The 20,424-nt window shown below is 64.7% G+C and carries 20 protein-coding genes; 9 read left to right on the top strand and 11 right to left on the bottom strand.

What is annotated here, in order from left to right; all coding sequences use genetic code 11:
- Positions 1-38: 38 nt before the first annotated feature.
- From ShzoTeo12_RS21275 to ShzoTeo12_RS21250, 6 genes are all read right to left on the bottom strand, one after another.
- Positions 39-719 (bottom strand): inositol monophosphatase family protein, encoded by a 681-nt coding sequence (locus ShzoTeo12_RS21275; RefSeq protein ID WP_318914100.1) that lies wholly within the window; start codon positions 717-719, stop codon positions 39-41.
- Between the two features lie 47 nt (positions 720-766).
- Complete coding sequence (locus ShzoTeo12_RS21270) at positions 767-1,654, bottom strand: sugar phosphate isomerase/epimerase family protein (protein WP_318914098.1); 888 nt, start codon at positions 1,652-1,654, stop codon at positions 767-769.
- Positions 1,655-1,836: 182 nt separating this feature from the next.
- Positions 1,837-2,895, bottom strand: coding sequence for an ABC transporter ATP-binding protein (locus ShzoTeo12_RS21265; protein WP_318914096.1), 1,059 nt, complete (start codon positions 2,893-2,895; stop codon positions 1,837-1,839).
- 2 nt (positions 2,896-2,897) lie between these two features.
- Positions 2,898-3,686, bottom strand: coding sequence for an ABC transporter permease (locus tag ShzoTeo12_RS21260; RefSeq protein WP_318914094.1), 789 nt, complete (start codon positions 3,684-3,686; stop codon positions 2,898-2,900).
- Positions 3,683-4,567, bottom strand: a complete 885-nt coding sequence (locus ShzoTeo12_RS21255; RefSeq protein WP_119254891.1) for an ABC transporter permease — start codon at positions 4,565-4,567, stop codon at positions 3,683-3,685. Before ShzoTeo12_RS21255 ends, ShzoTeo12_RS21260 begins: the two co-directional genes overlap by 4 nt.
- A 66-nt stretch (positions 4,568-4,633) precedes the next feature.
- Positions 4,634-5,752, bottom strand: a complete 1,119-nt coding sequence (locus ShzoTeo12_RS21250; RefSeq protein ID WP_318914092.1) for an ABC transporter substrate-binding protein — start codon at positions 5,750-5,752, stop codon at positions 4,634-4,636.
- Positions 5,753-5,928: 176 nt separating this feature from the next.
- Here ShzoTeo12_RS21250 and ShzoTeo12_RS21245 point away from each other — a divergent pair, with 176 nt between their 5' ends.
- The gene (locus tag ShzoTeo12_RS21245) at positions 5,929-7,455 is read left to right on the top strand and encodes a PLP-dependent aminotransferase family protein (protein WP_318914090.1); all 1,527 of its coding nucleotides are present in this window, start codon (positions 5,929-5,931) and stop codon (positions 7,453-7,455) included.
- Between the two features lie 157 nt (positions 7,456-7,612).
- Here ShzoTeo12_RS21245 and betA read toward each other — a convergent pair whose 3' ends face one another.
- From betA to speB, 5 genes are all read right to left on the bottom strand, one after another.
- Positions 7,613-9,301: a choline dehydrogenase gene (gene betA / locus ShzoTeo12_RS21240; protein WP_318914089.1), complete on the bottom strand. Its 1,689-nt coding sequence runs from the start codon at positions 9,299-9,301 to the stop codon at positions 7,613-7,615.
- 16 nt (positions 9,302-9,317) lie between these two features.
- Entirely contained in the window at positions 9,318-10,781 is a 1,464-nt protein-coding gene (locus tag ShzoTeo12_RS21235; protein ID WP_119254887.1) for a purine-cytosine permease family protein, read from the bottom strand.
- Position 10,782: 1 nt separating this feature from the next.
- Positions 10,783-10,950 (bottom strand): hypothetical protein, encoded by a 168-nt coding sequence (locus tag ShzoTeo12_RS21230; RefSeq protein WP_119254886.1) that lies wholly within the window; start codon positions 10,948-10,950, stop codon positions 10,783-10,785.
- Positions 10,951-11,061: 111 nt separating this feature from the next.
- Positions 11,062-12,570, bottom strand: coding sequence for an aldehyde dehydrogenase family protein (locus ShzoTeo12_RS21225; protein ID WP_318914086.1), 1,509 nt, complete (start codon positions 12,568-12,570; stop codon positions 11,062-11,064).
- A gap of 59 nt (positions 12,571-12,629) precedes the next feature.
- Positions 12,630-13,601, bottom strand: a complete 972-nt coding sequence (gene speB / locus ShzoTeo12_RS21220; protein WP_318914085.1) for an agmatinase — start codon at positions 13,599-13,601, stop codon at positions 12,630-12,632.
- 93 nt (positions 13,602-13,694) lie between these two features.
- Here speB and ShzoTeo12_RS21215 point away from each other — a divergent pair, with 93 nt between their 5' ends.
- The 8 genes from ShzoTeo12_RS21215 (at position 13,695) to ShzoTeo12_RS21180 (ending at position 20,350) form a co-directional block, all read left to right on the top strand.
- On the top strand, positions 13,695-14,627 hold the full coding sequence (locus ShzoTeo12_RS21215; protein ID WP_318914083.1) for a LysR family transcriptional regulator: 933 nt from the start codon (positions 13,695-13,697) through the stop codon (positions 14,625-14,627).
- Positions 14,628-14,736: 109 nt separating this feature from the next.
- Positions 14,737-15,663 (top strand): amino acid ABC transporter permease, encoded by a 927-nt coding sequence (locus tag ShzoTeo12_RS21210; RefSeq protein ID WP_318914081.1) that lies wholly within the window; start codon positions 14,737-14,739, stop codon positions 15,661-15,663.
- The gene (locus ShzoTeo12_RS21205) at positions 15,660-16,424 is read left to right on the top strand and encodes an amino acid ABC transporter ATP-binding protein (protein ID WP_318914079.1); all 765 of its coding nucleotides are present in this window, start codon (positions 15,660-15,662) and stop codon (positions 16,422-16,424) included. Before ShzoTeo12_RS21210 ends, ShzoTeo12_RS21205 begins: the two co-directional genes overlap by 4 nt.
- Before the next feature lie 61 nt (positions 16,425-16,485).
- Positions 16,486-17,343, top strand: coding sequence for an ABC transporter substrate-binding protein (locus ShzoTeo12_RS21200; RefSeq protein ID WP_318914077.1), 858 nt, complete (start codon positions 16,486-16,488; stop codon positions 17,341-17,343).
- Positions 17,344-17,365: 22 nt separating this feature from the next.
- Complete coding sequence (locus tag ShzoTeo12_RS21195) at positions 17,366-18,151, top strand: GntR family transcriptional regulator (RefSeq protein ID WP_318914076.1); 786 nt, start codon at positions 17,366-17,368, stop codon at positions 18,149-18,151.
- Between the two features lie 26 nt (positions 18,152-18,177).
- Positions 18,178-18,918 carry a BtpA/SgcQ family protein gene (locus ShzoTeo12_RS21190; RefSeq protein ID WP_318914074.1) on the top strand — a complete coding sequence of 247 codons (741 nt, stop codon included), beginning with the start codon at positions 18,178-18,180 and terminating at the stop codon, positions 18,916-18,918.
- Positions 18,915-19,418: an ureidoglycolate lyase gene (locus tag ShzoTeo12_RS21185; protein ID WP_318914072.1), complete on the top strand. Its 504-nt coding sequence runs from the start codon at positions 18,915-18,917 to the stop codon at positions 19,416-19,418. The genes ShzoTeo12_RS21190 and ShzoTeo12_RS21185 overlap by 4 nt, the downstream gene beginning before the upstream one ends.
- Positions 19,415-20,350 (top strand): carbohydrate kinase family protein, encoded by a 936-nt coding sequence (locus ShzoTeo12_RS21180; protein ID WP_318914070.1) that lies wholly within the window; start codon positions 19,415-19,417, stop codon positions 20,348-20,350. Before ShzoTeo12_RS21185 ends, ShzoTeo12_RS21180 begins: the two co-directional genes overlap by 4 nt.
- Positions 20,351-20,424 lie beyond the last annotated feature (74 nt).

Genomic DNA, 20,424 nt, shown 5'->3' with positions numbered 1-20,424 from the left:
GTCCAAGGCCCTACGGTGAATCTCCTGATTGGCCGCCATCAGCACAGCCTCGTATCGACGGGCATCGACAAGCGGCCGCCCCTCCAGTCGGTCACGATGCCGCCAGCCGCCTCCACGATGGGCATCTGGGGCAGGATGTCGTAGTCGAAGACGTTGCTTTCAACGAGCAGGTCGATGCCGCCGAGCGCGAGCATGCCGGCGGCGTAGCAATCGTGCGAGAACCGGCTGAAGCTGACCTTCGCCGCAAGCGCCGCGAAGCGGTCGTGGCCCACGCGGTCGAACTGCTCCGGGGCGGATGTATAGAGAATGGCCTCGGCGAGCCCGGTTTTGTCGCTGGTGCGGATCGGCTCACCGTTAAGGGTCGCCGCCGCGTCTGTGCCGAGCCAGCGCTCGCCGGTGATCGGCTGGTTGATCAGGCCGAGAACGGGCTCGCCACGATGAAGAAGCGCGATCTGGGTACCAAAGGCGAATGACCCCGAAAGGAAGGATTTCGTGCCGTCGATCGGATCCAGAACCCAGATCCAGTCCGCATCGCTACGGCAGACACCGAATTCCTCACCCCTTATGCCGTGCTCCGGGAATGCAGTCTCGATCATCCCGCGCATGACCGTTTCCGCGTTGCGGTCGGCGATCGTGACGGGACTGGCGTCGGCCTTGGCATCGACGGCGATCCGTTTGCGAAACCACGGCCGGATCGCTTCGGCGGCGGCATCGGCCATGGCGTGCGCCAAGGCCAGGAATTCCGGCGGGCAAGTGGTATGGGCGCTCATCCTTCGGTCCTTTCAGCTTCATGGGCGATGTCTTCGAGCATGGTGCGGATCGTTTCCACCTGCCGTCGGGCGGCAGCCGCCTCCCGGCTCAGGCGCACCTCGATATTGCCCGGACCGATATCGGTAAAGCTTGCCGTACGGCCGGGAATGAAGGGATCCGGTCCGTCAGAGGGCCGGCGTAAAGCCGGGGCGAAATAACCCTCCTCCTCCTCCAGGCCGAAGGCCAGGACCTGGGGCCTGTCTCGCCCCAGCAGAAGCAGGTCCACGAACATCGCCTGCATCGGCAGATGGCCCTCGCCCGACAGGCAGGCAAGGTGTGCCCAGCCACCATTATCAGGCTGCACGAGGCAGTCCTTGACATGGACCTCGGTGACATATGGCGCCTGGATCGCGAGCGCCGGCATCGGCAGTTCATAGGCATTGATCATGTTGCCGAAGTCGAAAAGCAGGCCGAGGCGCGGATTGGCGACGGCATTCACGATATGAACGAGCTCTTCCGATTTCAGGTCCTCATGCTGTTCGAGCGTCAAGCGCAACCGGCCCTCGGGATCCAAGTCGGCAAGGCGGCGCAGATCGGCGATCGTCCAGGCGATGATTTGCGATACCCGCCCCTCGTAGCGCGGATAGCACCGCAGGGAGGTCGCCCCCGTGGCCAGCCCGATACGCACCGCGTCTGCAAGACCGCTCGCATGCGTCGTGCTGGTTTCGATATGAAGTTCCAATCCCCGCGCCTTCAGTTGCGCGGCGAAGGCAGTGAGCGCATCGTCGCTCATCCGGCTGAGGCTGGCCTGTTCTCCGTCGTCGACATGCAGCTTGAGACCGGCAAGGCATTGCGCTTCGGCAAAATCCACGAGCTGTAGCGGCGTCATGCCGCCGAAGCGCATGTTGAGATGGAAGGCATAAGCGTGGGCGAAGAGCGGTGCGCTGCGTGCCCGAGCGGCAAGCCGGAGGCGGCTTGCCGCAGGCAACGCAGCCACTCTTTCACGCCAATCCTGAGACGCTTCCCGGCCCCATGGCATTTCCGTCACGATGTCGGCTCCTCCTTGAGAATGACCGTGCTCCGCGTTCAGGCGGCGAGCACCAGCAGATCGCGCCCGGATACACTGACCTCGACAGGCGCGCCCACCACCGGGGGTGGCCGGTCGGGCTGGTTGAATGTATCGAGGGAGAGAATCTGGCCGCCCACCGCCACGCGGATACGGATCACCGACCCGAGGAAATGCACTTCGGCGATGCGGCCGGAAAGCACGACGTCATGCCCCTCGGCGCGCCCGAGCGCCACGATTTCCGGCCGCAGCGCCAGACTGATGCGCTCACCGGCGCGCGCAGACAGGGGACGATTCAGCGCGACGGGCACTTCGCCGAAGCGCACCCTGCCGCTCTCCGCCTCGACCACATCGGCATCGACAAGATTGAGCGTGCCGACGAATTCCGCCACGAAACGCGTCGCCGGGCGGTTGTAGATCTCGAAAGGCGTGCCGACCTGGTCGGCGATACCCTGATGCATGACGACAATGCGGTCCGAGATGGAGAGGGCTTCCTCCTGATCGTGCGTGACGAAGATGGTGGTAATGCCAAGCTCCTGCTGGATGCGGCGAATTTCCTCGCGCAGGCTGATGCGGATTTTTGCATCGAGCGCCGAAAGCGGTTCATCGAGCAGCAGAACCTGCGGGCGCGGGGCAAGCGCGCGGGCAAGCGCCACGCGCTGCTGCTGGCCGCCGGAAAGCTGGAAGGGATAGCGCTCACCCAGTTGCGGCAGGCCGATCAGTTCCAGCATTTCCGAAACGCGGCGGGCAATCTGCGCCTTCCCCTCCCCGGCAACCTTGAGGCCGAAGCCGATATTGTCGGCCACCGTCAGGTTGGGAAAAAGCGCATAGGCCTGGAAGACCATGCCGATCTTGCGCCGATTGGCGGGAAGGTCCGTCACATCCCGCCCGTCGATGCGGATCGTGCCGGATGTCTGCGTCTCGAAACCGGCGACCATGCGCAGCACCGTGGTCTTCCCGCAACCGGACGGGCCGAGGAAGGAAACGAACTCGCCCTTTTCGATGCCGAGATTGAAATCCTTGACGACGCGGAGCGAGCCGAAGGTTTTTTCCAGATGCTGGATGTCGAGAAAAGCCATGGTCAGCGCCTCGCGGTGGAGAATTTCGAAAAACGGGTGAAGAGCTGGATCAGCCCCATGCAGGCCCAGGTGATGGCAAAGGCGACAACGGCGAGCGCAGAAGGCTCATAGGCGCGGTTGCTGCCCATCCAGACCATGTAGGGCCCGAAGGAATTGACGTTCAGCAGGGCGGCGAAGACATATTCGCCGATAACGATCGCAAAGGTCAGGAACGCCCCCGACAGGACCGAGACGAAGACATTCGGCAGGATGACGACCGCAAGGATTCGCACCCAGCCGGCCCCCAGCGACTGCGCCGCCTCGGTAAGGCTGGCGATATCGATGGTGCGCAGGCCCGTATCGACCGAACGGTACATGTAGGGCAGTGCAAGCGTCGCATAGCCGAAGAGCAGGAGGAGGTTGGTGCCCCACCAGGTCCCCGTCAACGGCAGGATGGAGGACGTGTTGTAGATACGAATATAGCCGAAGACGATGACGATGGGCGGAATGACCAGCGGCAGCAGCGTGATGAACTCTATGACAGGCCGCAGGCCCGGAAGTTTCAGCCGTACGAAGAAGGCGGTCGGTACGACAAGGAGAATACCGAGGACGATGGTGAGCAGCGCCAGCCCGACCGAATAGAGGAAAGTCTGCTGGAACTGCGGATCGGCCAGCACGATGCGATAGGCTTCGAAGCTGTATTCGCCGCGTTTCATGCGCATCGAGAAATCGACCATGCCGGCGAGCGGCAGCAGGAAATAGAGGCCGCCCAGCGCGACGGCGACAAGAGACCAGAAGCGTTTTCCCGTCATTTGACCCACCGTTCGGCGCGCATGCGCAGGAGGATGTAGATGCCGTTGGCGATCGCGGTCAGCAGGATCATGCCGAAGGCGATGGCATAGCCGAGATGCGGATCGTTCAGCACGTCGCCGCGGATCTGCGCGAAAAGCACGATGGGTGCGATGGAGAGTGAGGAGCCGGTGAGCGCGATGGCCGTGGCGACGGCGCCGAAGGCATTGGCGAAGAGCAGCGCCAGCGTACCCAGCAGCGACGGCCACAGGACCGGCAGGGCCACCATCCGCCAATATTGCGCACCGGAGGCACCGAGGCTTTCGGCCGCCTCGCGCCATTCGCGGCGCAGGCCTTCGAGCGCGGGAGCGATGATCAAGACCATCAACGGGATCTGGAAATAGAGATAGGTGAGCGCCAGCCCGAGGAACGAGACTATGTTGAACCCGGAGCCATAGAGATTGATGCCGAACCAGTTGCGCAGCAGCATCGTCACGAAACCGAGCCGGCCGAGCGTGGCGATGAACGCGAAGGCGAGCGGCACGCCGGCGAAATTGGAAGCGACACCGGAGAAGGTGACGATACCGTTGCGCAGCCAGCGCGGCAGGCCGCCGAGCGTGATGGCGGCTGCGATGAGGAAGCCGAAGAGGCAGCCAAGCACCGCCGTCAGCAGGCTGAGCTCGATGGAAATCCAAAAGGCTGCGCTGATCGAGGGCGAGAGCAGCTTGCCGAGATTTTCGAGGGTCACCTCACCCTGCGCGTTGCGGAAGGCGCCGACGACGATGTTGAGCGTCGGCAGGATCAGGAACAGCGTGGCAAAGAGAAAGAAGGGGGCGACCCCGACCCAGTTGAGAAGCCGCCGCGGCCGCAAGGCCGCCGGCAGCAGTGCGGCGCTTGTCGTCATCGGATTGTTTCCTGAGGGGAGTTCGGCCGGACGCCGGGTAGAAAGCAGGGCCTCCGGCCGGGTCTGTTACTTCACGTTGGCGCCGACGACCTTGTCCCAGCCTTCGACGATCGCGCCCTTGTTGGCGTCAAGCGCCTCGACGCTCGGGAAGACCGCCTTTTCGTAGGCTTCGGCCGGTGGTAGCTTGTCGAGCAGGTCCTGGGGGAACTTCCCCGCCTTCAGCATGGCGTTGAAGCGGGCGGGATGGCAGTAGCCCTTCAGCCAACCGATCTGCCCCTCGTCGGAATAAAGATACTCCATCCAGAGCTTGGCCGCGTTCGGGTGCGGCGCATAGGCCGAGATGGCCTGCACATAGACGCCGGCGACCACGCCCGTCTTCGGCACGATGACATCCATCGGCGGGTTACCGTTCAGCGCATCGCGCCAGGCGAGCAGATTGTAGTCCCAGGCCGCGATGATCGGCGTCTGGCCCTGCGCGATGGTTCCGGCCTTGCCGAGGACGGGCACGAAATTGCCGGCCTTGTTCAGTTCGGCGAAGAGTTCCAGCCCCTTCTTGCCGGATTCCGCACCTGGTTCTGCGCCGCGCGAAATGCCGGCCGACATCAGGGCGAGGATCGCCTGTGCGGAGGAACGCGGATCGCCGGTTAGTGCGACCGAACCGGAATATTCAGCCTTGGCAAGATCGGACCAGTCGGCCGGCGAGGTCTGGATCAGGTCCTTGTTGATGCCGAAGGCCATGACGCCGTAGTAATCGCCGTACCAGTTGCCGTCCGCATCCTTGATGTTGTCGGGAATTTCGTCCCAGGTCGCCACCTTGTAGGGCTGCAGCAGACCTTCCTTCGTGGCAGCCGGCGCAAAGGCGAGGCCAAGGTCCACGACGTCAGGAGCCTGCGAGCCCGTATTGCCCTTGTTGGAACGGATCGCTTCCAGCTCGTCAGCCGTGCCGGCGTCGGGATTCAGCTCATTGACGGCAATGCCGGCATACTTCGCCTTGAAGCCTTCGATGACTTCGCCGTAGTTGCACCAGTCGTGCGGCAGCGCGATGACCGTCAGCATGCCCTCTTTCTTGGCTGCATCGATGAGTTCCTGGGGCGCTTCGGCGCGGGCAAGGCCCGGTAGCGCGGCAGCGATGGCGAGCGTGGAGACGAACGTCGAGCGGACGGTGTGGGATAGGCGCTTCTTCATGAATTCCTCCTGTTTGGCATCTTCGACAATTGGTGGTCGCTGGCTACTGGCCGGCCTTGGCAATAGGCCGCAGGTGCCACCGCGTATTCCGGTTCCCCCGCACTCTGTCTGCGTCCCGGGGGCTGCATCGGTGCGTTTCGTGTAGATGGAGCATGTAACAATTGGACAACAATAAAATGTCCATTATTGTGCTTTTGATTGTACCAATTCACGAGGTCGCCATGGCCAAGCAGTTCGAAGGCCCGATCTTGCCTTTCCTTCGCCTTGATGCGGCGGCGGCCGTGCCGAAATTCCGGCAGGTGCAGGACCAGTTACGCCAGGCGATCCTCAAGGGATATCTGCGTGCGGGCACGCGCCTGCCGGCAAGCCGCATTCTCTGCGAGGAGCTCGGCCTGTCACGCCAGACGCTGGTGCGCGTGCTGGAGAACCTGAAAGCCGAGGGATATCTCGAGGCGCGCCAGGGAGCCGGCACCTTCGTCTCTACCGCCTTGCCGACACCGGCGGCAAGACCGTACCGGCGCAAGCCCGTGGCCAATGCACCCGATACGCTGCCGCTCCGGCTGTCGCGGATCGGCACTCTCTCCCGGCAGATGTCGGCCGATATCGGCCAGTTCGAGGCGATGCCCTTCCTTCCCAACCGACCGGCTATCGACCGCTTTCCCTTTGCACTGTGGCGCAAATGCTGGAATTCGGTGACGCGCGGCGGCAGGGTGGCCGCGCTTGGCTATGGCGATCTTGGCGGCGAACTCATTCTGCGCCAGCGGATCGCCGAATATCTCGCCGTGCATCGGCACGACCCTTGCGATCCCGAGCAGATTGTCATCACACCCGGCGGGCATGCGGCCTTCACGCTCGCGGTGCTCGCGCTGGCCGATCCGGGTGACGGCATCTGGTTCGAGGATCCCGGCCCTGTCACCGCCTACAACCTCTTCCATACACTTGGCTTCCGGATGTGCCTTGCCGATGTCGACAGCGAAGGCATGGACGTCGCCGGTGCGGCGATGCGCTATCCGGATGCACGGATCGCCTTCGTCATGCCCTCACGGCACCATCCGCTCGGCGTGACGCTTTCGCTTCCGCGCCGGCTCGCGCTTCTCGAATGGGCACGGATGAACGATGCCTGGATTATCGAGGACGACTATGACAGCGAGTTCCGCTACGACGGTGCCCCGCTACCCTCGATGCGCTCCATCGACGGCCATGACCGCGTCATCTACGCCGGAAGCTTCAGCAAGGCACTTTATCCCGGGGTGCGCGTAGGCTATCTCGTGCTGCCGCCGCGGCTTGTCGATACCTTCCGCAACCTTTCGGGCCTGATCAATCGAAGCGTGCCCGTGGAAACCCAGCTCGTGCTCGCAGAATTCATCGGCGGCGGCCACTTCGCCAGCCATCTGCGCCGCATGCGCAGCCTTTATTCGGAGCGCCGCGAAGCCTTTCTGGAGGCGGGTCAAGCCGCGCTCGCCGGGCTCGCCCGCATCGACTGCTCCGAAAGCGGTCTCAACGCGCTTGCCTGGCTTTCGAGCGAACGGGAGGACAGCGCCGTTCGCCGCGACGTTCTCGAAGCGGGCCTGCAATGCTACCCGCTCTCCGATTACACCGTCGCGATCCCAAAGCCTGGTGCGCTCATCCTCGGCTATGCCGGCGTGCCCGCCGAACGGATGAAACCCTATCTCGGGCGCCTCGCAGAGGCTCTTTCCCGATAATGCCCCCCGTGAATCCGCGAGGACCAGATGGCGAAGCGGGCCTGCAGGCCACGAAACAGGGCCTCTATGAAGAGCGCCCAATCGTGCCGTTCCTCCGGGTCTTCCCGTTCCCGCCGGGCAACAACATGTCCTATCACCCGCGGCATCGTTGATCCCCTCAATGCTGCAGGGTACGCACCGGCGAGCCGCTGCGCTGGGTCGTGCCAACACCGGGCGCAACACCGACCTCCGCATTCGAGGCGGCGAGCAGCGGCTTGCCGCGCACGATATCGGAAGCGCGCTCGGCAAGCATGATGGTCGGCGCGTTGAGGTTGGCATTCGGCTCGGCCGGGAAGACGGAGCTGTCGATCACCCGCAGCCCTTCGAGGCCGCGCACCTTGAGGTCACTGTCGACGACCGCCATGGCGTCCTCGCCCATGCGGCAGGAGCCGCAGGGATGATAGGTGCTCTCCATGGTCTCGCGCACCCAGGCGTCGATCTCGTCATTGCTGCGCACATTTTTTCCCGGCGCGATCTCCTCGCCGCGGAACCGGTCGAAGGCCGGCTGGGCGATGATCTCGCGGGTAAGCCGCAGGCAACGGCGGAAGCCTTCGCGGTCCTCCTCGCGGTCGAGATAGTTGAAGAGGATATCCGGCTGCTCGTGCGCCTCCGGCGAGCGCAGGCGCACATGGCCGCGGCTCTTCGGCTTGTTCGGGCCGGTCAGCACCATGAAGCCGTGCCCGTCGAGCGGTTTCTTGCCGTCGTAACGCATGGCGGCCGGCAGGAAGTGGAACTGGATATCCGGCCATTGCAGCGACGCATCGGAACGGATGAAGCCGCCGCTCTCGAAATGGTTGGAGACCGAAAGGCCTTTCTTGAACAGCAGCCACTCCGCGCCGATCATGGCGCGGCTCAGCAGACCCATCTTGCCGTTCAGCGTGATCGGCTCCTTGCAGGCATACTGGATATAGACCTCGGAATGATCCTGCAGGTTCTCGCCGACGCCCGGCAGGTCATGCAGCACCGCGACGCCTGCCTTCCGCAGCACGGCGGCCGGGCCGATGCCGGAGCGCTGCAGGAGGTGCGGCGAGCCGATCGGGCCGGAGGAGATCAGAACCTCGCGGCTGGCCTTCGCCACGATGCGCTCGCCGCCGGCCAGTTCGTATTCGACACCGACGGCGCGCTTGCCCTCCAGCAGCACGCGCCGCGTCATGGCGTGGGTGACGACCCTGAGGTTCGGCCGGCTCATCGCCGGCTTCAGATAGGCGTTGGCCGTCGACCAGCGCACGCCGTCCTTGACGGTCATGTGCATGGGGCCGAAGCCCTCCTGCATATGGCCGTTCGGATCGTCCGTGGTGATGTATCCCGCCTCGTGCCCGGCATCGACGAAGGCCTTGTAGAGCGGGTTCTTCATCTTGTTGCCGGCATTGGTGGCGAGCGGGCCGTCGGCACCGCGATAGGCATCGCTGCCGTCCTGCCAGCTTTCGGCCCGCTGGAAATAGGGCAGGCAATTGGCATAGCGCCAGCCGCGCGCCCCCAGTTCCTCCCACTCGTCGAAGTCACGCGCATTGCCGCGCATGTAGACGAGCCCGTTGATCGAGGAAGAGCCGCCGATGACTTTTCCACGCGGGCAATGCACCTGCCGGCCGTCGAGGCCCGGTTCCGGCAGGGTCATGTATTTCCAGTTGTACTTGGTGCCGTTCATCGGAATGGACAGCGCCGTCGGCATCTGGATGAAGATCGACTTGTCGCTGCCGCCATATTCGAGAACCAGAACCCTTGTGGCCGGGTCCTCCGAAAGACGGTTGGCAAGCACGCAGCCGGCCGATCCGGCACCGATGATGATGTAGTCGTAGGTCTCGGTCATGGCGGTCATCCAGAGGTTACGGGTAGAGGCCCCAGCCGCGCCCGCGGGCGAAGAGCCGGGTCAGGACATAGTGAACCGTGCCGGCCGCAAGGCAGGAGGGCACGGAAGCGGTGAGGTATTTGAAGACCGGCAGGCTCGCGAGCGTCTGCGGATTGAAGACGAGCACGTAGACGCCGAAGCCGATGGCAAGCGCGAAGAGGCCGATCGGGTTGAAGCCACCCCAGAACCGGTAGGGACCGTTTTCCTGCGGGCCATGCAGGCTGCGCATGTCGAGCTTCTGGCGGCGCAGGAAGAAGTAGTCGGCGATGCCGATGCCGGCGAGCGCGGAATTCAGCGCCGAGGTCCAGACGAGGAAGATGAAGAAGCCGTCGTACATCTGCGGATAGAAGACCACGAGGCCGAGCGGGATGATGCAGAACAGGAAGAGGATCGCCCCCCAGGAGATGGCGCGGATCGACGCCGTGCCCACCTGCCGCAGGCCGACGATGGAGGTGTAGAGGATATTGGCCATCGAGGTCATGTTGGCGAAGGCGACGAAGAGCAGCGCGATGATACCGATGACGGGACCTGCGATCTTGGTCATCCAGATCGTCGGGTCGCTGTCGCCGAGTGCGACGGCGGCAAGCAGGCCGACGATCTCACCGAGAGCCGCCGCCCCGAAGATGCCGACGACGTTGGGCCAGAAGGCCGTGCGTTCGTTCTTCGTCAGACGAGCCAGGTTGCCGATATAGGGCCACCAGGAGAAGCCCGCGGCGAGGTTGACCTCGACGGCGATGATGAAGTTGAGCGTGTTGTCCTCGAAGGGCGGGGCGAGCGCGGGCATCGCCAGCAATTCGGAGAAGGAGCGATGCTGGAGGATAAGGTACAGCATCACGATCATCAGGATCACCAGCGCGGGCGAGACGACCATGTTGAAGAACTTGATCGAGGTCGGCCCCTTGGCGACGATGAACCAGGTGACAAGAATGGCGCCGACGGCGGCGACGATCATCTTGATGCCGGTGGGATTGGCCGCCTCGCCGGCGCTCAGCGCCGTCAGCCCGTCGATCGACCGGCCGAACATCATCGCAAGCACGGCAAGCCAGCCCATGGTGAGAATGACCACGGCGAGCACGTAGACGATGCGGCTGCCATTATAGCCGAACTGGCTTCGCAGGGCGATGAACTGCTCGATACCGTAGCGGCCGGAAAGCGGCGTGGTGGAAAGGGCCGTCAGCATGACGCCGACGATATTGCCCATGATGATGGCGGCGATGCCCTCCTTGGGCCCGACGAAGAGACCGACCGACCCGCCGATCAGGAAGGCCCAGGTGGCGATGGCAAGCGCCGAATTGGCGTAGGTGAACTCCCAGAAGCCCCATAGACGCTCGGAGGGAAGCAGCGGCGCATCGCCCCGCTCGGCGGCGGCACGGTTGCGTTCGGCTTCCGCCCGTTCGGTTTCGGCGATGGCAAAGCCGCCCTGGCTGACGTGATCGGTCATGTCAGCCTCCCCAGACCCAGAAGGCGACGACCAGCACGAGCGTCAGCGCCATCATGCAGGCGTAGTCGATGACGGTCATCGTGCCCTCGAAGCGATGCCCCGCCTCGATGTCCTCGTAGATGCGGGCGCGGCGCGCCAGCTCGTTCTGCCAGGCGATATCGTTTTCCATGTTCGGTTCCCCTTTCGCGTCGCGCCTTGGGCGTCTTTCCGCGATGAAAGGCGGCTCCATCGGCCGCCGGTGGTCGTGAGGCGGCCGCCCATGGGCGGCGGCCGGCTGGATCTATGGCAGCGTGATCCACACCGCCTTGGTCTCCATGAGATAGTCGAGCTGTTCCGGCCCGAGATCCTTGCCGAAGCCGGAATCCTTGAAGCCGCCGAACGGCATGGAAGGATCGATCGTGCTATGCGCGTTGACATAGACCGAACCGGCATGCAGTTGCGGGATGAGCGTGTGCACGCGGGCGAGATCGTTCGAATAGATCGCGGCGGCCAGCCCGAACGGCGTGTCGTTCGCCAGCGAAACCGCCTCCTCCAGCGTATCGAACGGGCTTGTCACCAGCACCGGCCCGAAGATCTCCTCACGCACGATGCTCATGTCCGGCGTGCAATGGGCGAAGATCGCAGGCTCGATGAAATGACCCGGACCTTCCGGAGTTGCGCCGCCATGGACGAGCTTCGCGCCCTCGCGCCGGCCGGCCTCGATATAGCCTGCGACGACCTTCTTCTGCTGGGCCGAGACCATCGGGCCGATATAGCAATCCCGGTCGAGGCCCGGCGCGAGTTTCAGCGTGCGCGTGACCGCGATCAGCTCGTCGAGGAAGGCGTCGTGCACCGAGCGCTGGACATAGACGCGGGTGCCGGCATCGCAGACCTGGCCGGAGTTGAAGAATACGCCGTTTGCCACCGCGCGGGCGGCGCTCGCCAGATCCGCGTCGTCGAGCACCAGCACCGGCGACTTGCCGCCAAGCTCCAGCGTGACATGCTTGAGATTGCCGACCGCCGTGCGGCCGACTTCCTGCCCGACGGGCGTCGAGCCGGTGAAGGTCACCTTGTTGATGCCTGGATGGGCAGACATGGCCGCGCCGATGACGCTGCCCTTGCCCGTGACGATATTGACGACGCCATCGGGGAAGCCGGCCTCCTGCACCAACTCCGCAAAGCGCAGGGTGGACAGCGAGGTCAGCTCCGCCGGCTTGACGATGACCGTGCAGCCGGCGGCCAGCGCCGCCGCGACCTTCCATGCCATGGTCTGCAGCGGAAAGTTCCACGGCACGATGGCCGCGACCACGCCCAGCGGCTCCTTGCGGGTATAGGCAAGATAGTTGCCGGGAATGGACGGCTCGACCGTGCGCCCATGCAGCTTGGAGGGCCAGCCGGCGAAATAGCGGAACGTGTCGACCGTTCCCTGGATGTCGATCTCCCGCGCGAAGGTCACGGACTTGCCCATGTCTATGGCTTCGATTTCGGCAAGTTCGTCGCCATGGGTCTCGATGAGGTCGGCAAGGCGATGCAGCAGCCGCTCCCGCTCCAGCGGCTTCAGGCGGCGCCATTCACCGCCGTCGAACTGGCGGCGCGCGGCCCGGACGGCCCTGTCCAGATCATCCGCCGTGCCCGAAGGCGCGCGGGTGACGAGACCGCCCGTCGACGGCTCGAAGATGTCGAAGGTCGCGCCGTTTGCGCTATCGACCCAGGCGCCGTCGATGAACATCTTCTGCGGCTTGGCGAGAAACCGGCGCGTCGCGTCGCTGACGCCGTATTGATCCAGATAATTGCGGACGAGCGAGTCCATGCTTTCCTCCTCCCCGGCCGGCCGCCATGGGCGCGCCGGGTCCTCCCGGGCCTGTTCGATCAGCGTTTTTTGGCGTGCATGATGCGGCCGATGAGGTTCATGAGAACCTGTGCGGCCAGAATGGCGGTGCCTCCGGTGTGGTCGTAGTCGGGCGCGACCTCGACCAGGTCGATGCCGACGATATCGCCGCGCTTGGCCAGTGCCGCCAGGATCTCCAGCACCTCGTAATAGATGAAGCCGCCATGCGACGGCGTGCCCGTGCCCGGCGCGATCGACGGATCGAAGCCGTCGATGTCGATCGTCACATAGTAGCGTGCGCCTGCCGGAATGCGCTCGACCACGCCTTCCGTGCCCAGCGCCCGGATCTGGCGCACGGACAGGATATCGGAGCCCATTTTGCGCGCATCCTCATAGCCTTCCTTGGCCGTGGAGGAGACGTTGCGGATGCCGAGTTGCGACAGGCCGCTGACATAGGGCTTTTCCGCCGCGCGGCGCATCGGGTTGCCGTGACCGTAGCGGACGCCATGGCGCTCGTCGACGAAATCGAGATGGGCGTCGATCTGCACGATGTGGATCGGGCCGTTCTTCTCGCAGTCCTCGGCAAAGGCGTTGATGCAGGGAATGTTGATCGAGTGGTCGCCGCCCAGCACCACCGGCAGCGCACCGGCTTCGAGTATCTTGCGCACGCCGAATTCGATGTTGGCATGGCTCTTCATCGTGTCGGTATGCACGATGTCGGCGTCGCCGATATCGACGATGGAGACTTCGCCGCTCGGCAGGTAGGTGACGTCGTCCTCATGGTCGTAGGCGCCGCCATGGCCGAAGGAGAACAGGGTCGAGGCCTCGCGGATGGAACGGGGCCCGAAGCGGGTGCCGGCGCGCCACTGCGTGCCGCAGTCGAAGGGCGCGCCGAGGATTGCGACATCCGCGTCGATAGCGTCCCAATCCGGCTGGTAGGGATACTTGCCGAAGGTGCAGATGCCGACGAACGGCAGGTTCAGGCGCCCGGTCTCATACGAATTGCTGGTCATGTGCCCTCCTCCAAAGGTGCGAAGGAGTGTGCCAAAGGCCGAAACGTTTAAAAGTATCTATGATTGGATGTTCACTTGTGCATTAATCAATGAATGATCAACAAGGTCCGGCACCGCGTCCTCAATCTGTCGCTTGGCGATGCCGAGCTTCGGCTGCTGCGCGTCTTCGCTTCGGTGGTGCAGCATGGCGGCTTTTCAGCCGCGCAATCGGCGCTCGGCATGACGCAGGCGACCATCTCCACCCATATGCGGCACTTGGAGGAGCGCATCGGCCTGCGCCTGTGCACCCGCGGGCGCGGTGGTTTCCAGCTGACGGAGGAAGGGCGACTCGTCTATGACGCGGCGCTCGAGCTCTTCGGCTCGCTGGAGAAATTCCAGAGCCGCATCGGCGAGGCACAGGGCGAGCTTTCCGGCAATCTCAGCTTCGGCACGGTCGATGCGATGATCAGCAACCGCGACCTCAATCTTCCCGGTGCCCTTGCCGCCTTTCACGCGGAAGCGCCGCGCGTGCATCTGGAGATCGACGTTGCGGCGCCGCAGGTCCTGCATCAGGGGCTGCTGAACGGTTCCTACCAGATCGTCCTCATGCCGTCGGTCGGCAGCGTCATGCCGAACGTCCGCAGCCAGCCGGTCTTTTCGGAAATGCAGAAACTCTACTGCGCCGACGGCCACCCTCTCTTCGACCGCCCCGATGCCGATCTCACCGACACGCTTCTGGAAGCCCAGTCCTTCGCCGGCCGCACCTACATGCTGAACGAGACGATCTGCGGCGTGAATTTCAACTGGGCCGCGGCGACGCCGCATATGGAAGGCACGCTGCTTCTGCTGCTTTCCGGCGCCTATATCGGCTTCCTGCCCGATCATTACGCCGAGGAGTGGGTGCGCAACGGCCGTTTGCGGATCCTCGCACCCGAGCGCATGACCTTCGAGGACATGTTCCACATCGCCTATCCGCGCAACAAGCCCTCGCGGGCCGCCGAGACCCTGGCGGCAGCCATCGCCAGAAGCGTGCGCAAACCGCACTGACATTCCTTCGCGGCAATCTCGGTGGGTCTTCAGGTGTCGCAGAACGCATATTGACTCCCGGATGAATGCTGCCTAGTAAGTTGTAGGCCTAACCCTACAATTGGATGCCATGCAACAGCCCGCCCCGAAATCAACCGCAACGCTCGCGCCCGCCGACCTTCCCGGTCCGGACGTGGCCGTGCGCCGCCTGCGACATCCCGGCCGCTGGATCAGCGGCGGCATCGTCCTTCTTCTTCTCGCCGTGATCGGCCGGGCCTTCGCCGTCGGGCAAATCCAGTGGACCGTCGTCGGGCAATTCCTGACGGCAGGGGTCATCGTCACCGGTTTCGGCTGGACGCTGCTGATCTCAGCCTGCGCGCTGGCGCTCGGCGTCGCGCTCGGTTTTGCCTTCGGCATCATGCGGCTTTCCGAAAACCCGATCCTGCGCTTCGCTGCCTGGCTCTATGTCTGGATCTTCCGCGGCACGCCGGTGCTTCTCCAGCTGCTCATCTGGTTCAACATCGCGCTGGTCTTTCCAAGGCTCTATATTCCGGGCCTCGTCGATGCACGCATGGTCGATGTCGTGACGCCCTTCGTCGCCGCCGTGCTCGGGCTCGGCGTCAACGAGGGCTCCTATCTCACCGAAGTCGTGCGCGGCGGCATCGGCGCCGTCGACAAGGGCCAGAAGGAGGCAGCGCATACGCTCGGCATGACGCCCGGCCAGACCATGCGCCGCATCGTCCTGCCGCAAACGCTGCGGCTGATCCTGCCGGTGCTCGGCAACAGCGCCATCGGCATGCTGAAATTCTCCTCGCTCGCCGCCACGATCGCCATGGGCGAAATGCTGAACGCGGCGCAGCGCATCTACTTCATCAACGGCGCCGTCATCGAACTGCTGTTCGTCTGCGCCGTCTGGTATCTCGCCGGCACGACGGTGCTTTCCATCGGCCAGTATTACCTCGAACGCCATTTCGGCCGCGACGCCTCCGCCACGAGCGACGAGCGGGCGTGGTTCAAGGGCTGGGCGCGCCGCCCGGCCGCCCCGGAGGAAGCATGAGCCTCGCAGTCAAGGCGGTCGGTATCCGCAAGAGTTTCGGCAGCCACGAGGTCCTGAAGGGGCTCGACCTGGATGTCGCCCATGGCGAAGTGCTCTGCATCCTCGGCCCCTCCGGCAGCGGCAAGAGCACTTTCCTGCGCTGCATCAATCACCTGGAGACGCCGAACGGAGGCTATGTCTGGGTCGATGGCGCCATCATGGGCTACGCACTTTCCCGCGGCGCCCTGCAGGAACTGCCGGTCAAGCGCCTGCGCGCCCAGCAAAGCCAGCTCGGCATGGTGTTCCAGCACTTCAACCTCTTTGCCCACCGCACCGTGCTCGGCAATGTCATCGAGGGTCCGATGGTGGTGCGCGGCCTCAAGCGCGCCGAGGCGGAGGCGCGCGCCATGGAGCTGCTGGAGCAGGTCGGCATGGCCGGCAAGGCCGCAAGCTACCCCTCGCAGCTTTCCGGCGGCCAGAAGCAGCGCGTGGCGATCGCCCGGGCGCTGGCCATGGAGCCGCGCGTCATGCTGTTCGACGAGCCGACCAGCGCGCTCGATCCGGAACTCGTCGGCGAGGTGCTGGAGGTGATGCGCACGCTCGCCCGCGGCGGAACCACCATGATCGTCGTCACCCACGAGATCGGCTTTGCCCGCGAAGTGGCTGACCGCGTCGTGGTCATGATCGACGGCGAGATCCGCGAGACGGGCACGCCCGGCGATGTCCTCAGCAATCCCGCAGATCCGCGCGTGCGCTCGTTCCTGAGCCGCGTGCTCGCCTGAAAAAAGCGTTCCCGCCCGGGAATGCTCGAAAAGAAATCAGTCCAACAATGGGAGAACGGACATGAAGACGATACTGCCGATGGTTCTGGGGCTCGCTTCCGCCACCTTCATCAGCCTTGCCGGCGCCGCACAGGCGGCCGGCGACGAAAAGCTTGCCGCCGCCCTGCCGGAGGCCGTGCGCACCGCCGGCAAGCTGAACTTCACGATCAGCCTTGCCTATCCGCCGATGGAATACAACGACGCCGGCTCGACGGAGCTGAAGGGCTTCGACATCGACCTTGCCAAGGCGATCGCCGAGCGCCTCGGCCTGACGGCGGAATTCCAGAACGTCGAGTTTCCGCAGCTCATCCCGCAGGTCGTCACCGGTCGCTCCGACATGATCATCACGGCTTTCTCCGACAAGGTCGAGCGCCAGACGCAGCTTGACTTCATCGACTACTTCAAGACCGGCAACGTCTTCTACTCGAGCATCGACCATCAGGACGAGATCAAGACCGAGGCCGACCTCTGCGGCAAGACGGTCGCCGTCGCGACCGGCACGAGCTGGGTCACCTGGGCCGAAGAGCTCGGCAAGTTGATCTGCCCGGCCGACAAGCTGATCACCGTCATCCAAATCCCGACCCAGGCCGAGCACATCATGCAGATCCGCCAGGGCCGCGCCCAGGCCTCCGTCATCGGCCTCGAAGGCCTGCTCGACCTGATGAAGCAGGAGCCGGGCAAGTTCTACCAGATCGGCGAGGTCGGCGACGTCAATCACTACGGCATCGCCTTCGCCAAGGCCAATGGCGAGCTGCGCGACGCCGTGCACGCCACGCTCGATGCGCTCAAGGCAGACGGCACTTATGCACAGATCCTCGACCGCCACGGCTTGAAAGAGGCGGGCGTCGAAGAGTTCAAGATAAACGGAGCCACCAAGTAACGGAACCGCACCGGAGCCTGCCTTGACCCACCCTTCCACACCAGATGCCAGCGTTGCGGGCGAAAATCCGGATGACCGGCTGTCGCGCTTTCGCCTCGATCCCTATTCGAGCGAACAGCTTTACCGCCAGCTCTACCGGGCGCTGCGCGCCGCGATCCTCAGCGGAGACTTTTCCGAAGGCGAAGCCATTCCCTCGGAAAACCAGATGCGCGACCAGTTCGGCATCGCCCGCACGACGGTTCGAAACGCCATGGCGCTTCTGGTGTCGGAAGGCCTGGTCCAGCAGGTGCGCGGGCGGGGTACGATCGTCTCGCACAGGCCGATCAGCCACAATATCTGGAATTTCGGCAGCTTTACCGAGCTTGCCCGCCGGCAGGGCCAGCGCCCGGTGACCCGCGTGCTCGACCATCGGGTGGAAGACGGCGAGCTCATCCTCGTGCGCGCCCGTGGGCTCGCCAATGACGAGACGGTCAGCTGGCTGAACGTCGATACGTCCCGGCTCGATCTCGCCCTCTATCCGGGCATCGAGACCTACGATTTCGCCGCGCAATCGCTCTACGAGGTGTTGCACCGCGACTATGACCGCCATCCCCTGCGCTCGGAACTGCTGCTCACCGTCGTGCCGCCGTCCGATCGCCTGCGGGAGGTCTTCGGCCCGGCAGCGCCCCAGGTGCCGGGCTACCTTTGCGCCAGCGGAGACGTACTGGACGCCGACGACCGTTTGGTCGAGCGCACGTCGATCGTCTACTCGCCGGCCGTCCAGATGAAATTCGCAACGCGCTGGGGGCGCGATACCGCGCCGGCCTGAGGGCGGCGCGACGCAGGAGAAATGACATGAGCCGTCTCAGCGAGACCTTCGCCACCGTGAAGCCCATTCTCGGCATGCTGCATCTTGCCGGTGAAGACCCCGCAGCAAAACTCGCCCAGGCCGAGGAAGAGGCCCGCATCATGGCCGGCGAAGGTGTCGACGGGCTGGTGGTGGAAAACTATTTCGGCGATGCCGACGATGTCGAGCGCGTGCTCGATCGGCTGGGCGGCCTCGGCCTCGGCGCGAAGATCGGCGTCAACGTCCTGCGTGATGACACACGCGCGTTTGCGCTAGCCCGGCAATATTCCGTTTCCTTCATTCAGGTCGATTCCGTCGCCGGCCACCTGCCGCCGGAAGACGACACCGCCTTCGCGGCCGATTTCGCCGCCCGGCGGGCGAGCGTTCCCGCGCTTTTGCTCGGCGGGGTGCGGTTCAAGTACCAGCCGGTTCTTTCCGGCCGGCCGGAGGAAGAGGACGTGCGCCTCGGCGCTCAGCGCTGCGACGGCCTGGTGGTGACGTCGGATGCCACCGGCCAGCCGACCGACATGGACAAGGTCGCCCGTTTCCGCGCCGCGGCCGGTGGGACCGTCCCGCTTCTCATCGGCGCCGGTCTTACCGAAACGAACGCGGTCGAACAGCTTGCCCATGCCGATGGCGCGATCGTCGGAAGCTGGTTCAAGCACGACCACAAGGATACCGGCCGCGTCGAGGCGTCCCACGTCGCCCGCCTGATGCGCGCCGTCCGCCTCGCACGGAGCGCCGCATGACCCCCGTCGTCGCACGGCCCGTTACAGCCGAAAATTTCGCCCGCTACGGAACGGTCTACGATCTTGCAGGCGATGCCGACCCCAACGTCACCTGGACGAAGGGCGACGGCTGGAACGACGGCTTTACCCGCACCCCGCTGATCGACGGTTCGGGCCATCTCGGCATGACGCGCGGCGGCAGCGCACCATGGCCATGCACCGCCATGGAACGGCACCCGCAGACCGAGGAGGCGCTCCTCTGCGCGGCCGAGCCGATCGTCCTTGCCGTGGCTCCCGCCTCCGAGGCCGATGCGCCGCATCGCGACGAAATCGAGGCCTTCGTCATCGCGCCCGGACAGGTGGTGGTGATGCACCGCAACGTCTGGCACGATGCCTGCCGGGGCGCCACGCGTGCCACGCCCTATTACTGGATGGCAATCTGCGGCCTCGGGGAAAGCCCGTGGGTTCCGGTCAAGGGCGGACCGCGCCGGATCCAGATGAATGACGAGCCCTCAGTATGACCGCCTTCTTCATCGGAGACGTAGCGCTCGACGAATATTACACCGCCGACCGCTGGCCCGGCCGCGCCGACAAGGGCATGGTGCAGGAACTGCCGGCCGAGATCGGGGGCTCCATCGCCAATGCCGCCGTCGTGCATGCCGCACTCGGCGGTGAAACACAGTTCATTTCCCTGCTGAACGACAGCCCGCTGTCGGGGCGGCTCACGGACGACCTCCGGCAGAACGGCGTCGGTATCGAGCACATGCTGGTCGATCCCGCCATCGCGGAATCACGCAACCTGATCTTCCTGATCGACGGCGAGCATGTCGTGCTGACGGTCGAGATGGGCGAGCAGCCGATGTGGCTGGCGCCTGCGACACTGGCGGCGCTGCGCCGGCCGGGCCTTCTCTATACGACGCTCTACCGCGTGCGCCGGCTGCACAGCCGGACGGGGAACGGCGTGCTCAAACAGGCAGACCTTCTGTCCGACCTGAGGCGCCACGGCCGCCGCGCCATCTTCGATCTCGATGTCGGCGGCTGCACGCCGGAAGACATGCCCTACCTCACCGACGCCGCCGTCGTCATCTTCAACCAGGTCGGCTTCCGCGCCGCCTTCGGCCATGACGACATGGCTCGCATCGGCGGGTGGATCCGCGACCACGAAATCGGCTGGGTGGTACGCACGATGGCCGCGGACGGCGCCGAGGCATTCGACGGCGAGACGCGGCTGCAGGCCGCCGGCTATCCCGTGAACGTGGTCGACGTGACCGGCGCCGGAGACACCTTCGGCGGTGCATTGACCTGGTGCCTGGGAGAGGGCCGGTCCTTCACCGAAGCGCTGGACTTTTCCATCGCGGCCGCTTCCCGCTCCGTCACGATCCACGGCCCGCGCGGCGGCAAAGCCACCTCCGGCGAGGTGCTTGCCTGGCGCAAGAAAGAACACGATCGCTAAAGCACGAGGATTGAAGCGCCTGGTGTCTCCCACCCCCATGCCGAGTTGATCCCTGGCAGCACCCTGCGATGGCG

Source organism: Shinella zoogloeoides (assembly GCF_033705735.1).
Taxonomy (GTDB): Bacteria; Pseudomonadota; Alphaproteobacteria; order Rhizobiales; family Rhizobiaceae; genus Shinella; species Shinella zoogloeoides_A.
Note: the sequence above shows the minus strand (reverse complement) of the source record. Positions and strands in the feature narration are given on the sequence as shown.